General features: G+C 67.4%; 13 protein-coding genes. 6 read left to right on the top strand and 7 right to left on the bottom strand.

Annotated features, from left to right (window positions below; all coding sequences use genetic code 11):
* Positions 1-533: 533 nt before the first annotated feature.
* From AC1DSZ_RS08660 to dnaG, 4 genes are all read right to left on the bottom strand, one after another.
* Complete coding sequence (locus AC1DSZ_RS08660; RefSeq protein ID WP_476837975.1) at positions 534-1,019, bottom strand: BA14K family protein; 486 nt, start codon at positions 1,017-1,019, stop codon at positions 534-536.
* An 86-nt stretch (positions 1,020-1,105) separates the two neighbouring features.
* Positions 1,106-1,714: a hypothetical protein gene (locus AC1DSZ_RS08655; RefSeq protein WP_476837974.1), complete on the bottom strand. Its 609-nt coding sequence runs from the start codon at positions 1,712-1,714 to the stop codon at positions 1,106-1,108.
* A 590-nt stretch (positions 1,715-2,304) separates the two neighbouring features.
* Positions 2,305-4,329, bottom strand: coding sequence for an RNA polymerase sigma factor RpoD (gene rpoD, locus AC1DSZ_RS08650; protein ID WP_476837973.1), 2,025 nt, complete (start codon positions 4,327-4,329; stop codon positions 2,305-2,307).
* Positions 4,330-4,557: 228 nt separating this feature from the next.
* The gene (dnaG, locus tag AC1DSZ_RS08645; protein ID WP_476837972.1) at positions 4,558-6,507 is read right to left on the bottom strand and encodes a DNA primase; all 1,950 of its coding nucleotides are present in this window, start codon (positions 6,505-6,507) and stop codon (positions 4,558-4,560) included.
* A gap of 192 nt (positions 6,508-6,699) precedes the next feature.
* Here dnaG and AC1DSZ_RS08640 point away from each other — a divergent pair, with 192 nt between their 5' ends.
* Positions 6,700-6,993, top strand: coding sequence for a BrnT family toxin (locus AC1DSZ_RS08640; protein ID WP_476837971.1), 294 nt, complete (start codon positions 6,700-6,702; stop codon positions 6,991-6,993).
* Entirely contained in the window at positions 6,941-7,315 is a 375-nt protein-coding gene (locus AC1DSZ_RS08635; RefSeq protein WP_476837970.1) for a BrnA antitoxin family protein, read from the top strand. Before AC1DSZ_RS08640 ends, AC1DSZ_RS08635 begins: the two co-directional genes overlap by 53 nt.
* Positions 7,316-7,422: 107 nt before the next feature.
* Here the strand turns inward: AC1DSZ_RS08635 and AC1DSZ_RS08630 are convergent, their stop codons facing one another.
* Positions 7,423-7,875: a GatB/YqeY domain-containing protein gene (locus AC1DSZ_RS08630; RefSeq protein ID WP_476837969.1), complete on the bottom strand. Its 453-nt coding sequence runs from the start codon at positions 7,873-7,875 to the stop codon at positions 7,423-7,425.
* A gap of 268 nt (positions 7,876-8,143) precedes the next feature.
* Here AC1DSZ_RS08630 and carA point away from each other — a divergent pair, with 268 nt between their 5' ends.
* The 3 genes from carA to AC1DSZ_RS08615 all read left to right on the top strand — a co-directional run bounded on the left by carA (position 8,144) and on the right by AC1DSZ_RS08615 (position 10,611).
* Complete coding sequence (gene carA / locus AC1DSZ_RS08625; RefSeq protein ID WP_476837968.1) at positions 8,144-9,364, top strand: glutamine-hydrolyzing carbamoyl-phosphate synthase small subunit; 1,221 nt, start codon at positions 8,144-8,146, stop codon at positions 9,362-9,364.
* A 96-nt stretch (positions 9,365-9,460) separates the two neighbouring features.
* Positions 9,461-9,799: a c-type cytochrome gene (locus AC1DSZ_RS08620; protein ID WP_476837967.1), complete on the top strand. Its 339-nt coding sequence runs from the start codon at positions 9,461-9,463 to the stop codon at positions 9,797-9,799.
* Positions 9,800-9,897: 98 nt separating this feature from the next.
* A complete protein-coding gene (locus AC1DSZ_RS08615; RefSeq protein ID WP_476837966.1) occupies positions 9,898-10,611 on the top strand; it encodes a class I SAM-dependent methyltransferase in 714 nt (237 codons plus the stop codon).
* Here AC1DSZ_RS08615 and AC1DSZ_RS08610 read toward each other — a convergent pair.
* Both AC1DSZ_RS08610 and AC1DSZ_RS08605 read right to left on the bottom strand, forming a co-directional pair.
* On the bottom strand, positions 10,608-10,916 hold the full coding sequence (locus AC1DSZ_RS08610; protein ID WP_476837965.1) for a hypothetical protein: 309 nt from the start codon (positions 10,914-10,916) through the stop codon (positions 10,608-10,610). The two genes, AC1DSZ_RS08615 and AC1DSZ_RS08610, sit on opposite strands and share 4 nt — an antisense overlap.
* Before the next feature lie 85 nt (positions 10,917-11,001).
* Positions 11,002-11,430 carry a GtrA family protein gene (locus AC1DSZ_RS08605; protein ID WP_476837964.1) on the bottom strand — a complete coding sequence of 143 codons (429 nt, stop codon included), beginning with the start codon at positions 11,428-11,430 and terminating at the stop codon, positions 11,002-11,004.
* Positions 11,431-11,707: 277 nt separating this feature from the next.
* Here AC1DSZ_RS08605 and carB point away from each other — a divergent pair, with 277 nt between their 5' ends.
* Positions 11,708-15,040 carry a carbamoyl-phosphate synthase large subunit gene (carB, locus tag AC1DSZ_RS08600; RefSeq protein ID WP_476837963.1) on the top strand — a complete coding sequence of 1,111 codons (3,333 nt, stop codon included), beginning with the start codon at positions 11,708-11,710 and terminating at the stop codon, positions 15,038-15,040.
* Positions 15,041-15,135 lie beyond the last annotated feature (95 nt).

Below are 15,135 nucleotides of genomic sequence, written 5' to 3'. Positions count from 1 at the left end.
TCCAGGTCGCCGGGGATGACGGTGCGAAAAAGGCGCGGCCACCCTCACGTCATTGCTGTGCAGCGACGCAATCCAGCCTGAAGCCTGCCCGTTAGACTGGATTGCTTCGCCTCCGGCTCGCAATGACGGCGCTTGGACCGACCGGCGCCGGGAAGGCCAACGCCTCCCCGATGCCCCTCATCCTGAGGAGCAGGCCCGCTTGGGCCTGCGTCTCGAAGGACGAGGGTTTCCAGAAGCTGAATGGTCGAGCGCTCTGGACTCCCTCGTCCTTCGAGACGCATCGCCAAGGGGCGACGCTCCTCAGGATGAGGGGATGGAAAGTGGTGCGAGCAGCCTCACTCATTGGGCCACCCTCCCGTCATTGCGAGCGACAGCGAAGCAATCCAGTCTAGCGCCCGTCCTTTAGGCTGGGTTGCTTCGCCTCCGGCTCGCAATGACGGCGAGGCGCTGCGGCGTTGCGGGTGGCTCTCGAAAAAGACCGCGCACGAAAAAGGCCCGCCGAAGCGGGCCTTTCCGATGTCGCTTTTCACCCATCACGGGCAGGAGTGGCGCAGGCCGTCGTAGCCCAGATAGGTGCCGCTGGCCGGGTCGTAGGACCGGAAGCGCTGGGCGCAGTAGTCCGAGCCGCCGGCGTCCACCGCGCCGTAGCCGTAGCCGGGCTCCACATAGGTGGTGCGCGGCTGCGAGAGCACGCCGCCGATGATGGCGCCGGTCGCCAGGCCGGCGATGCCGGCCGCGGCCGCGCCGCCCCAGTTGTTGCCGCGGCGGTAGTAGCCGTAGCGCGGGCCGTAACCACCACGGCCATAGTAGCCGCCACGATAGCCGCCATAGCTGCGATAGCCGCCGTAACGGCGCCACTGAACCTGCGTGGCGAGGCCGCCGTCAGGCGCGGACTGGGCGATCGGGGCGGCGGCGACAGGGGCCGCCGCGGCCGGCTGCGCCCCGATCATGGAGGCGCCGGCCAGCGTGGCGGCGGCGAAAATCATCGTCAGCGACGTGCGCGGAAGAGCCAAGCTCATGGATTGCTCCTGTTATTGTCGATTGCGGAGTCAACGCATGACCTTGCCGATAGGTCCCCGGCGCGACGCTACGCCCCAGCCGACGCTCAGGGCGTCTTCGGCGCCGTGCTGGGCGCCGTCGAGCCGGGGCCCACCGCTCCGCCGGCCGACGGGCTCGTCGGCTCGCTCGAGCCGGAGCTGCGGCTGCTCGATCCGCCCGACGAGAGCGTCTTGGCCTGGTCCATCAGGCTCGTGGCGGCGTCCACGCAGGCCTTCATGCTCTCGGACGGGTTGCAGCGCACCGCGAGCCGCACGTCGCCGGCGCGCAGCATGAAGCTGGCCCCGCCCATGCGGCGCATCATCTCGCCATGCATGCGGCCCATGTCGCCGTGCATCATGTCGCCGTGCATCATGCCGCCCTGCATCATGCCGCGGCCGCCCTCGGCGCGACCCTGCCCGCGCATGTCGTTTCCACGCATGTCTTGCCCGCGCCGCTCGCCGCCGTCCCGCCAGGCGCTGCGGTTGTCGTGCGACTGCTCATGATCGTCGTCGTCCTGGTCGTCGTAGCTTCCCTGGTTGGATTGGCCGCGCCAGTCGCCCCGGCTGCCCGACTGCTGCATCCAGTCGCCGCGGCGGTCCCAATCGCGGCCGTCGCTCTGGGCCTGTGCCGCCATCGGCAGGCAGGCGAGCGCGCTCGCCAGAATGATCATGCGCATCGTGGTTCTCCCTGGGCTTCACGTCGTTCGTGTCCCGCCGCAAGGGCGAGAGCCGTGGGAACGCGCGCCAAGAGACGGTCGTTCCGGCGACCGGCCCGATTGTCGGCCCCAATGGCGGCGACGCGATGGTGGAGCGGCGCCCCTTGCAATCGGCGCGCGCATCGCCATCTAGGGATCAGACGATGGCGTGGAGCTGCAAGGCTCCGCCGTCGGATCGCCGCCACGCTATGGGCTCGAAGTCGCCGGATGTACGCGCTTCGCCCCTGACCGTGGCGGTTTGCTTTTGTGGCCCTTCGCAGGCTGCCTAGTCTCCCCTCTCACGGCGACGATCCCCTTGTCCTCCGAGACGCCATGCGAAGCCGCATGGCTCCTCAGCCTGGCCGGAAAGTCGTTCGACACCCTCGATACCCTCATCCTGAGGAGCAGGCCGTCTTCGGCCTGCGTCTCGAAGGATGAGGGGCGTTGAGGGACGTATCGGCCAGGCTCTCAGGACGAGGGGTGTGAGGGTTGGATGGACAGTCTTCGGCCCCACCCACGAAAAAGCCCGCCTTTAGGCGGGCTTTTTGCTGTCCGTTCGAGGCGCGTGCGGCTCAGTTGTCCAGGAAGCTGCGCAGCTTGCGGCTGCGGCTCGGGTGCTTGAGCTTGCGCAGCGCCTTCGCCTCGATCTGGCGGATGCGCTCGCGCGTCACCGAGAACTGCTGGCCGACTTCCTCCAGCGTGTGGTCGGTGTTCATGCCGATGCCGAAGCGCATGCGCAGCACGCGCTCCTCGCGCGGCGTGAGCGAGGCCAGCACGCGCGTGGTGGTCTCGCGCAGGTTCGACTGGATCGCGGCGTCGATCGGCAGGATCGCGTTCTTGTCCTCGATGAAGTCGCCGAGATGCGAATCTTCCTCGTCGCCGATCGGCGTTTCGAGCGAGATCGGCTCCTTGGCGATCTTCAGCACCTTGCGCACCTTCTCGAGCGGCATGGCGAGCTTTTCAGCCAGCTCCTCCGGGGTCGGCTCGCGGCCGATCTCGTGCAGCATCTGGCGCGACGTGCGGACGATCTTGTTGATCGTCTCGATCATGTGCACCGGGATGCGGATGGTGCGGGCCTGGTCGGCGATCGAGCGGGTGATCGCCTGCCGGATCCACCAGGTGGCGTAGGTCGAGAACTTGTAGCCGCGGCGGTACTCGAACTTGTCCACGGCCTTCATCAGGCCGATGTTGCCCTCCTGGATCAGGTCCAGGAACTGCAGGCCGCGGTTCGTGTACTTCTTGGCGATCGAGATGACGAGGCGCAGGTTGGCCTCGACCATTTCCTTCTTCGCCTGCCGGGCCTCGCGCTCGCCCTTCTGCACCATGTGGACGAGCTTGCGGAACTCCTGGATCTCCATCCGGGTGTCGGCCGCCAGCGTGTGGATCTCCTGGCGGATGTCCTTGATGGTGTCCTTCTCGGACGCGATCAGCTCCTTCCAGCCGCGGGTGCCGAGCTTCGACACGCGCAGCACCCACTTGGGGTCCAGCTCCGAGCCCTGGTAGTTCTTCAGGAAGTCCTCGCGCGACACGCGATAGCTCTCGGCCAGGCGCATGAGCCGGCCTTCGAGGCTGATCAGCCGCTTGTTGATGTCGTAGAGCTGCTCCACCAGCGCGTCGATGCGGTTCTGGTTGAGCGACAACGACTTCACGTCGGTGACGATCTCTTCCTTGAGCTTCTTGTACTTCCGCTCCTGGGCCGGCGAGAGCGTCGTGTTCTGGAGCTTGGACTCGACGTTCTGGTCCTGCAGGCGGCCGAGCTTCTTGTAGGCGTCCGCGATGCGGTCGAAGGTTTCGAGAACCTTCGGCTTCAGCTCCGCCTCCATGGCCGACAGGGAGACGTTGTTCTCCATGTCGTCTTCCTCGAGGTCGCCCTCGGGGATCGGCGCTTCCTCGCCCTCGGCGCGGGCCTCCGGCTGCGGCGGCGCGATGCCGTCCACGACCTCGCCGCCCTCGCCTTCCGGCTTGGGTCCGTGCTTGCCTTCGGGGCCCGCATAGGTGGCCTCGAGGTCGATGATGTCGCGCAGGAGGACCTTGGCCTCCATGAGCTCGTCACGCCAGATGATGATGGCCTGGAAGGTCAGCGGGCTCTCGCAGAGACCCGCGATCATGGCCTCGCGGCCGGCCTCGATGCGCTTGGCGATCGCGATCTCGCCTTCGCGGGACAGGAGCTCCACAGAGCCCATCTCGCGCAGGTACATGCGCACCGGATCGTCCGTGCGGTCGGTCGGCTCGGCCTTTTCGGCGCGCGCCACCACGGCGCGCGGCGCGGCCTCCACGAGGTCGCCGCCCGGCTCGTCGTCGTCGTCGGCCGCGGCGGCGCCTTCGCCGCCCTCGGTGCGCTCGCTGTCGGCCTCCTCGGAATCCACCACGTTGATGCCCATGTCGTTGAGCATCGCGAAGATGTCTTCGATCTGGTCCGAGGTGTTCTGATCCGGAGGCAGAACCTCGTTCAGTTCGTCGTGCGTCACATACCCGCGCTTTTTGGCGAGCTTGATCATCCGCTTGACGGCCTGGTCGGTCAGGTCGAGAAGCGGGCTGTCGACCTGCGGCGCATCAGCCACGTCGCCCTCGTTCTTCTCTGTCGTTTTTGTCGCCATGCCCGGTCGCTCCAAGCCTGTCCCGCTCGCCGCGGGCCTCTATCAACGCAATGCAGGGCGGAAAGGACCGCAGCCCTTCCGCCCACGCCACATGCAATCCGGATCAAACTCGCGAATCGTTTAAGTCACCCTTAACCTACCCGCGACGCTCCGGCGTCCGTCGTGCCCCAGCGCACATTTCCCGGCTCGCGCTCCGCCGGAACGCGTGGGATATCTGGGCCGGCAGCCTCAGTCGTTCGCCGCAAGCGGATCGTCGCCGCGCCCGAGCTTCTCGATTTCGGCTTCCATCCCGTCGATGGTGGACAGCTGCAATCGGAGATCCCGGATCCAGGCGAGGCTGGCCTCGCTCTCGTCCTGGGCGAACGCCATTTCGGCCAATCCGAGTTCCTTATGTAGCGTCCGCGCCTTGTGATGCAAGGTCGTGGCCTGACGAAGGCTTTCCCTGACTTCGTCGGGATCGGCCGAAGAGTCAAGGCACCACCGGTCGCCGGGGCGGACGGCCGCCTCCAGGCGCGCCAGCAGCGGGCCCAGGCCTTGCGCCTCCAGGGCGGCGCGCACGTCCGTGGCGGACCCCCGCTCAAGGTGCGCGTCGATGTCCACCAGCGCCTGCCGCAGGCGGTTGGTGTCCGGGTGCGCGAGGTCGAGCTCGCCCAGCGCCTCCGCCTGCGTGGCCAGCAGCATGCGGTGCGCTGCGAGCGCGAGCAGGATCAGGGCCTCGCGCGGCGAGACCGTGGGCGCCTGCGAGAACAGGGGGCTGCGCGCCAGGCTCTCGGACGCCCGCATGGGCTCGGACCCGAACCCGCCCCGGCGCGGGTCGCCCCGGCGCTGGCCCCCTCGCGCGGGCGCGCCTGCGCCAGGCCGCGCTCCCCCGTAGGCGCCGCCCGGGCGCCCGGCCCCGTAGCCGCCGCCGCGCGGCGTCAGCTCGCGCATGCGCGCGTCCATCTCGGCGCGGTAGTGCCGGCGCAGGTCCTCGTCGCGCACGCCCGCCAGCAGCGTGCGGATGCGCCGCTCCAGCATGGCCTTGCGCTCGGGCGTGTCGAGCGGGCCCGCCTCCGTCTCCCGGCGCCAGAGCACCTCCGCCATCGGCAGCGCGCCTTCCAGCACCCGCGCGATGGCGGGCCCGCCGCCCGAGCGCGCCAGGTCGTCCGGGTCCTGGCCCTCGGGCAGGAGCGCGAAGCGCAGGGACTTGCCCGGCTCCAGGAGCGGGAGCGCGACCTCGATCGCCCGGTAAGCCGCGCGCTGGCCCGCCTTGTCCCCGTCAAAGCACAGGATCGGCTCGTCCGTCATGCGCCAGAGCAGCGTGAGCTGGTCGGGCGTCAGCGCGGTGCCGAGCGGCGCGACGGCGTGCGGGAAGCCCGCCACGCTCATCGCGATCACGTCGACGTAACCCTCCACCGCGATCACGGTCCCGCGCTCATGCGCGGCCTTGCGGGCGTTGTGATGGTTGTAGAGCACCGCGCCCTTGTGGAAGAGCGACGTCTCCGGGCTGTTCAGATACTTGGCCGGCACGTCGGCCTGGAGGGCGCGCCCGCCGAACGCGATGGCGCGGCCGCGGATATCCCAGATCGGAAACATCAGCCGGTCGCGAAACCGGTCGAAGGGCACCGCGACGTCGTCGCCATGCACCAGCAGCCCGGTCTCGATCATGGCGTCGACGCCGACGCCTTTTCCGGCTAGATGATCGCGCAACCCGTGCCGCTCGGCGCTCGAATAGCCGAGGCCGAAGCGCTCGCGCACGTCCGGGCCGAGCCCCCGGTTCTCGCAATAGGCCCGCGCCTTGGCGCCGACCCGGCCTTCCAGCTGCGAGCGATAGAAATCGGCCGCGAGTTGCATGACCTCGTTGAGGCCCCGGACCTTGCGCTCCTGCTCCTCGGCCTCGCGCGAAATCTTGGGCAAGGCGACGCCCGCCTGCCCGGCCAAGCGCTCAACCGCCTCCGGAAAAGCCACGCCTTCCGTTTCCATCACGAAAGCGAAGATGTCGCCGTGCTTGCCGGACGAGAAATCGTGAAAGAAGCCCTTCTGGTCGTTCACGAAGAACGACGGCGAGCGCTCTGCGTTAAAGGGCGACAGCCCCTTCCACTCGCGCCCGGCCTTCTGAAGGCGCACGCGCTTGCCCACGACCTCCGAAACCGGAAGCCGCGCGCGGATCTCATCGAGGAGGCCGGGCGGGAATTTCATCGGGATCTGTGTAGCCGAATTGCAGCTCTGCGCGATAGATGTTGCCCCATGAAGCCGACCTGTATATACGTTTGCATGCTGCGGAGTTTTCACGGCAGAGGAAAACCCCAGCGACCAGGGCAGAAGACAGATTTGGGACGGAGCCATGAACATCCACGTGTCCGTTTTTTGGTGGCCTAAAAGGAATTTGGAATGGCCCTCGTCTTCACCTGGGATGCGCAGAAATGCGCGAGCAATTTAGAAAAGCATGGGATCCACTTCACAGAAGCGGCCGCAGTTCTAAGTGGTTGGACATTAGCAATCCGGTCTGATCGAGACGAAGAAGTGCGCTGGCTTGCTCTCGGGCCACTTCCAGAGGGTACACTGATTGCCGTCGTCTACACCGTCAGGGAAGAAGCCGTTCGGATCATCTCTGCGCGGAAAGCGAGGACTTATGAACGGGAAGCGTATCGACGACACAGTCGAATATCTCGGGACCCTGAGTGACGGTCGCGCGGTGCTTCGCTCGGCGGCTGGTCACATCAACCTTCAGGAGGCGCGCTCCGATTTCGCCAGGGTGGAACGCCTTTCGGATAACGACGTGGATCGCGCTTCGTCAGGCGACCGGGACTTCACTGATTTTGAAGACGTCGACTGGTCTACAGCCGAGTGGATGCCGCCGCTCGTCAAGAAGCGTCCGATTTCCATTCGCGTTGACGAGGACGTCCTCACGTTCTTTCAGGAGGCTGGGCCTGGTTACCAGAAGCGGATGAACGCCGTGCTGCGGCGCTTCATGGAGGAGTCGCGCCGGACGAAGCGCACTGCTTAGTCATCCCCGCTTTCCACAGAGTCAGCGCTGATCCAAGATCAGATTCGCCGCGACCGCGCCCGATCAGCAAACGCCGGTTGTGGCCGGCGCCTGCCCCCTCCTGCCACTCAGCCCTGCAGCTTCGCCTTGATGGCCGCGCTGGCCTTGCCGAAGTCCATCTTGCCGGCGTAGCGCTCCTTCAGGGCGGCCATGACCTTGCCCATGTCCTTCATGCCGGCCGCGCCGGTCTCCGCGATGGCGCCGTCGATGGCGCCGGAGACCTCGGCGTCGTCCATCTGCTTGGGCATGAACGACATGATGATGGCGATCTCCTCCCCCTCCTGCTCGGCGAGCTCGGGGCGGGCGTTGTCCTGGTAGATCTTCTGCGATTCCTGGCGCTGCTTGATCATCTTCTGCAGCAGGCCGAGGATCTCCTCGTCGCCGAGCGGCTCCTTGCCGGCGGTGCGCGCCTCGATGTCGCGATCCTTCAGGGCGGCCGTGATCAGCCGCACGGTGGAGATCCGGCGCTTGTCGCCCGCCTTCATGGCCTCTTTCAGCGCAGTGGTGAATTGCTCGCGCATGGCGATCGTCTTTCCTGGTTGAGGCTTTCGCCCGTCCTGCCCGATTCGTCTTCGGCAGATTCGTCGGCAGTGCGGCGGAATCGTTAAGTCACTGAAAGCGGTTGTGAATTCCGGAATGCTTTCCGGTTGACGCCGCGCGCCCGTCCCCCTAGTTTGCCGGTCCGGCGCTCGGGTCCCAAGGACCCGGGCCGCGAGCGTGCGACGGATGTGCAACGCTCCCAGGCGCGGCGAAGAGTTCCGCGTCCGGGCGGCAGGACTTAGGACGAAAATGGCGACGCTTCAAGATCAGGCCCCCGGGCAGGCCCAGGGCGCGACGGATCACGGCGGCTGGGCGGAGCCCCGCGCCACGGCGCTTCTCGTGCTGGCGGACGGCACCGTGCTGGAAGGCTTCGGCGCCGGCGCCGAGGGCTCGGCCGTCGGCGAGGTCTGCTTCAACACCGCCATGACGGGCTATCAGGAGATCCTGACCGACCCGTCCTATGCGGGCCAGATCATCACCTTCACGTTCCCGCACATTGGCAATGTCGGGGTGAACGACGAGGACGTCGAGACCGTCAACATGGCGGCCAATTCGGGCGTGCGCGGGGCCATCCTGCACACCGCCATCACGGACCCGTCCAACTGGCGCGCCGCCCGCCACTTCGACGCCTGGCTAAAGAGCCGCGGCATCGTCGGCCTGGCGGGGATCGACACAAGGGCGTTGACGGCGCTGATCCGCGAGAAGGGCATGCCCAACGCCGTGATCGCGCATGCGCCGGACGGCGTGTTCGACGTCGAGGCGCTGAAGCGCGAAGCCGCCGCCCTGCCCTCCATGGACGGGCTCGACCTCGTCCCAATGGTGATGGCCGCGCAGCGCTACACATGGGACGAGAAGAGCTGGAAGTGGGGCGAAGGCTTCGGCCTCCAGGAGAACCCGACCCGGCACGTGGTCGCCATCGATTACGGCGTGAAGCGCAACATCCTGCGCCTGCTGGCCGACCGCGGCTGCAAGGTTACGGTGGTGCCCGCCACCGCCACCGCCGAGGACGTGCTGGCGCTGAAGCCGGATGGCGTGTTCCTGTCCAATGGCCCGGGCGACCCGGCCGCGACCGGCGAGTATTCGGTCCCGGTGATCCGCGAATTGCTGGACCAGAAGATGCCGACCTTCGGCATCTGCCTCGGCCACCAGATGCTGGCGCTGGCCGTGGGCGGCAAGACCGCCAAGATGCACCAGGGCCACCATGGCGCGAACCACCCGGTGAAGGACTTCACGACCGACAAGGTCGAGATCGTCTCCATGAATCACGGCTTCGCGGTGGACCGTGACAGCCTGCCGGCCAACGCCAAGGAGACGCACGTCTCCCTGTTCGACGGCTCGAACTGCGGCATCGCGCTCACGGACCGCCCGGCCTTCTCGGTGCAGCACCACCCGGAAGCCTCGCCTGGCCCGCAGGACAGCCACTACCTGTTTGATCGCTTCGTCGAGATGATCGACGCCAACAAGCGTTGAACGCCTTCGCGCCTTGCCCTCGCGGGCTGGGCGCTGCACCATCGTGATCCCCCCGATTCACGCTGCCGCCCCTCGCGCAGCGTTTGGGAGGTTGCGATGAAGCTGCTGTCGATGTGCCTCGCGGCTGCGGGAGCGGCCCTGGCCGTCCTCCCGGCCGACGCCGCCAGCCTCAAGCGCGGCGCCGCGATCGCGCAGGCCAATTGCGGGCCTTGCCATGCGGTGGGACGAAGCGGCCAGAGCCGCAACGCCGCCGCCCCGCCCTTTCGGACATTGTCCGAGCGCTACCCGATCTCATCGCTGCAGGAAGCGCTCGCCGAGGGCATCATGGTCGGCCACGAGGACGCGGGCATGCCGGAGTTCAACTTCTCGGTCGAGGAGGTCGACAGTCTGGTGGCCTATATCGACAGCCTTTCGCCGCGCCGAAAGAAACGCTGAACCGCCGAAGCGCCGGGCCGCTTTCCTTGTTCTTCCAGCCGGTTACAATCGGCGTACAACCATCGGCGGCCCATCCTTCGCCGCGAGGGGAAGGCTGAATGGCGATGTCCTGGCGCGAGTTCTTCGACGGCGATCACGCGCTCTACGTCAACGAGCGACACAAGCTGCTGCATGGCCGCATGGTGGCGCGCGACGTCGCTGCGCTGGTGCGCGAGCTCTCGCCGCCGGGCCGAAAGCCGATTGTGCTCGATTTCGGCTGCGGCGAGGCTTCGGAGGCCAGGGTCGTGGCGGCGGTCGCCTCACGGTTGATCCTCTCGGACGCCGCGCCAGGCGTGCTGGCGGGGGTGCGCGCGCGGTATGCCGGCGATACGGCCATCGAGGCGCTCTCCCCCGAGGAGGTCGACGCGCTGGCCCCGGGGTCGCTCGACATCGTGGTGGTCAACTCGCTGCTGCAATACCTGCCGCGCCCCGAGCTCGACCGGCTGCTCGCGCAGTGGAACCGCCTCTTGCGTCCCGGCGGCCACCTCGTGTTGGGCGACGTGATCCCGCCGGACGTGAACCCGGTGACGGACGCGGCCGCGTTGCTGCGCTTCGGCTACGAGGGCGGTTTCCTGCTGGCCGCCGGCGCCGGCCTCGTCCGCACCGCGCTGTCGGATTACCGCAAGCTCCGGGCCGAGCTCGGCCTCTCCACCTATGACGAGAACGCCATGCTGACGATCCTTGAGAACGCCGGCTTCGACGCCGAGCGCCGCCGCCCCAACATCGGCCACAACCAGGCCCGCATGTGCTTCGTGGCGACCCGGCCGGACTAGGCGCTCGCGCGAGCTTCCAGGCGCTCGCGGTGCTGGCGGCGCTTCACCATCGTGAGCGCGATCACGATGGCGCAGCCCGCCGTGTTGACGCCCGAGATGAAGGCGAGCCACGGGTCGTGCAGGTTCACGGCCGCATAACCCAGCGTCGAGCCGTTGGCGCAGGTCCACATCGCCCAGGTGCTGTACGAGATGGCGGATGCCCCGTGCTCGTCGCGCGCGACCTTGATGATTTGCGGCACGTAAGAAAAGACACGCAGAAAATTGAAGAAGCTGAAGAGCGCCAGCATCAAGTCGGCAGTACTCATTCCACCCTCGCGCGGTGTGCGGCTCAAGCCGTGACGCCCCGCAATCGAGTGTGCACGATCCACTGCGCCTGATCTGTGCCTTGCTTCACAGCGGAGCGGGAGGAATCTCCCGGTGACCCTGGAATGTCCACCACCGGTTGGCCGCAAAGCTCCAGAGCATCACGCAGCCCGTGGTGATGACCTGCGCAAGCAGATAGGGGATGTCCCAGCGCCCGTGCAGCAGGCCCATCGCGAGGCCGGTGAGCACGAAGCCCACCGCCGCCACCAGCGCGAACCGCCACGTCGCCTCGCCATGCGGGCGGTTGCTGCGGAACGCAAAGCGGCGGTTCAGCGCGTAGGACACCACGCCGCCCGCCACATAGCCGGCCAGCGTGGCGGCCACCACGGGCGCGCCCGCGCCCTCCACGAGGGCGACCAGCACGCCGTAATGGGCCACGGCCGAAACCAGCCCGACGCCCGCGAAGGCGGAGAACTGGCGCTTCAGGGCGGAGGCGGGCGGCTGCGGTGCGGACATGGCGGGCTTGTGGGCCTCCGGCCCCATGCGGTCAACCCGCTCGCGAGCGCGTCCTCCACAGCCCAAGCCGCGTTTCCGCTTCCCACGGCTTCGATTCTCGTCTAAGGACACCCGACTTTCGGCGGGAAGTCTCGATAACCGGCGTCCCCGCCCGAAACCTGATCCAGGTTCCCGCGAGGACGCGCTCCGGCCGTGTTGATGGCCGACAGCGCGGCCTTTTTTTGTGCGCGCGTCCAGGCGGATTTCCGGCTGGCGCATAGCCCTGACGAAGAGCGACATGCCAAAGCGGACAGACATCTCCACCATCCTGATCATCGGCGCGGGCCCCATCGTCATCGGACAGGCCTGCGAATTCGATTATTCCGGCACGCAGGCCGTGAAGGCCCTCAAGGAAGAGGGCTACCGGATCGTGCTGGTGAATTCGAACCCGGCCACGATCATGACCGACCCGGACATGGCGCACCGAACCTATGTGGAGCCGATCACCGCCGAGGTGGTGGCCAAGATCATCGAGAAGGAGCGCTACGCGGTTCCGGGCGGCTTCGCGCTGCTGCCCACCATGGGCGGCCAGACGGCGCTGAACTGCGCGCTCTCGCTGAAGAAGCTCGGCGTGCTGGAGAAGTTCGACGTCGAGATGATCGGCGCCACCGCGGAGGCCATCGACAAGGCCGAGGATCGCGAGCTCTTCCGCGACGCCATGACGAAGATCGGGCTGGATACGCCCCGCTCGCACCAGATCAAGACGCTGGCGGGCGCGCTGGAGGCGCTGGCCGACATCGGCCTGCCGGCCATCATCCGGCCCTCCTTCACGATGGGCGGCACCGGCGGCGGCATCGCGTACAACAAGGCCGAGTTCATCGAGATCATCGAGCGCGGCATCGACGCCTCGCCCACCAACGAGGTGCTGGTCGAAGAGAGCGTGCTCGGCTGGAAGGAATACGAGATGGAGGTGGTCCGCGACCGCGCGGACAACTGCATCATCATCTGCTCCATCGAGAACATCGACCCGATGGGCGTCCACACGGGCGATTCGATCACCATCGCGCCCGCGCTGACGCTCACCGACAAGGAATACCAGCGCATGCGCGACGCCTCGCTGGCGGTGCTGCGCGAGATCGGCGTCGAGACGGGCGGCTCCAACGTGCAGTTCGCCGTGGATCCCGACACCGGCCGCATGATCGTGATCGAGATGAACCCGCGTGTGTCGCGGTCCTCGGCGCTGGCCTCCAAGGCCACCGGCTTCCCTATCGCCAAGGTCGCGGCAAAGCTGGCCGTCGGCTACACGCTGGACGAGATCGCCAACGACATCACGGGCGGGGCCACGCCGGCCTCCTTCGAGCCGACCATCGACTACGTGGTCACCAAGATCCCGCGCTTCGCCTTCGAGAAATTTCCGGGCGCCGAGAAGACGCTGACGACTTCCATGAAGTCGGTCGGCGAGGCCATGGCGATCGGCCGCACCTTCCAGGAATCGCTCCAGAAGGCGCTGCGCTCGCTGGAGACGGGCCTCACCGGCCTCGACGAGATCGAGATCGAGGGGCTGGGCCTCGGCGACGACAAGAACGCCATCCGGGCCGCGCTCGGCACGCCGACGCCGGACCGGCTGCTGCAGGTCGTCCAGGCCATGCGCTACGGCTTTGACGTCGAGCAGATCTACCAGGCCTGCAAGATCGACCGCTGGTTCCTGGAGCAGCTCTGGTCGCTGGTCGAGACCGAGAACAAGGTCCGCGCGCTCGGCCTGCCGACCACGCCCGGCGCGTTCCGGCAGCTGAAGTCCATGGGCTTCTCGGATGCGCGGCTGGCCGTGCTGGCCAAGCTCTCCGAGGCGGAAGTCTCCAAGCGCCGCCGCGCGCTCGAGGTGCGGCCGGTGTTCAAGCGCATCGACACCTGCGCGGCCGAGTTCGCGTCGCCCACCGCCTACATGTACTCCACCTACGCGCCGCCTTTCGCGGGCGTCTTCGCGGACGAGGCGCAGCCTACCGACCGCAAGAAGATCGTGATCCTGGGCGGCGGGCCCAACCGCATCGGCCAGGGCATCGAGTTCGACTATTGCTGCTGCCACGCCTGCTTCGCGCTCAGCGAGGCCGGCTTCGAGACCATCATGGTCAACTGCAATCCCGAGACGGTCTCGACCGACTACGACACCTCCGACCGGCTCTATTTCGAGCCGCTCACGGCCGAGGACGTCACCGAGATCCTGCTCAAGGAGAAGCAGAACGGCACGCTCGTCGGCGTCATCGTGCAGTTCGGCGGCCAGACCCCACTGAAGCTCGCCAAGGCGCTGGAGCAGGCCGGCATCCCGATCCTCGGCACCTCGCCGGAAGCGATCGACCTCGCCGAGGACCGCGACCGCTTCAAGCGCCTGCTGGACAAGCTCGGCCTCAAGCAGCCGCAGAACGGCATCGCGTATTCGGTGGAGCAGAGCCGCCTGATCATGCAGGACCTCGGCCTGCCGCTGGTGGTGCGCCCGTCCTACGTGCTCGGCGGCCGCGCCATGGAGATCATCCATGACGAGGCCATGTTCGACAAATACCTGCTCGGCACGCTGCCCGAGCTGGTGCCCAACGACATCAAGGCCCGCTACCCCAACGACAAGACCGGCCAGATCAACACGGTGCTGGGCAAGAACCCGCTGCTGTTCGATCGCTACCTGACGGACGCGATCGAGGTCGACGTCGACGCGCTCTGCGATGGTAAGGACGTCTACATCGCGGGCATCATGGAGCACATCGAGGAGGCCGGCATCCACTCGGGCGACAGCGCCTGCACGTTGCCGCCCCACTCGCTGAAGCCCGAGACCATCGCCGAGCTGGAGCGGCAGACCCGCGAGCTCGCGCTGGCGCTGGACGTCGGCGGCCTCATGAACGTCCAGTACGCGCTGAAGGACGGCGACATCTACGTGCTGGAGGTGAACCCCCGCGCGTCCCGGACGGTGCCGTTCGTCGCCAAGGTGATCGGCGAGCCGATCGCCAAGATCGCGTCGCGCATCATGGCGGGCGAGAGCCTGGCGAGCTTCGGCCTCCAGCCGAAGCAGCTCGCCCATATTGGCGTGAAGGAGGCCGTGTTCCCGTTCGCGCGCTTCCCGGGCGTCGACGTGCTGCTCGGGCCGGAGATGCGCTCCACCGGCGAGGTCATCGGCCTCGACAGCTCCTTCGGCATCGCCTTCGCCAAGAGCCAGCTCGGCGGCGGCGCCTCGGTGCCCAAGGCCGGCGCGGTGTTCGTGTCGGTGCGCGAGGACCACAAGCCCCGCATCGTCGAGACCATGCGGACGCTGGCCGATCTCGGCTTCAAGATCATCGCCACCTCGGGCACGCAGCGCTTCCTGGAGGAGCACGGCGTCCATGCGGCGAAGATCAACAAGGTGCTGGAAGGCCGCCCGCACGTGGTCGACGCCATCAAGAACGGCGAGATCCAGCTGGTGTTCAACACCACCGAGGGCAAGCAGGCGCTGGTGGACTCGCGGTCCCTCCGCCGAGCGGCCCTCTTGCATAAGGTGCCGTATTACACCACGCTAGCGGGAGCCGTGGCTGCGGCGCAGGGGATCAAGGCCTACGCGGGCGGCGATCTTCGGGTTCGCGCGTTGCAGGACTACTTCACGGCCCGGGGCTGAGGTTCGCCAAAGGCGGACCTCATCGTCCGAAAGTGATCCGCCGTCGTCCGGGCTCTTGAAAGGGAGCGTCGGGACGGCGGCTTTTTCGGATTTTC

The organism is Alsobacter sp. P4_H11 (assembly GCF_056400925.1).
Note: the sequence above shows the minus strand (reverse complement) of the source record. Positions and strands in the feature narration are given on the sequence as shown.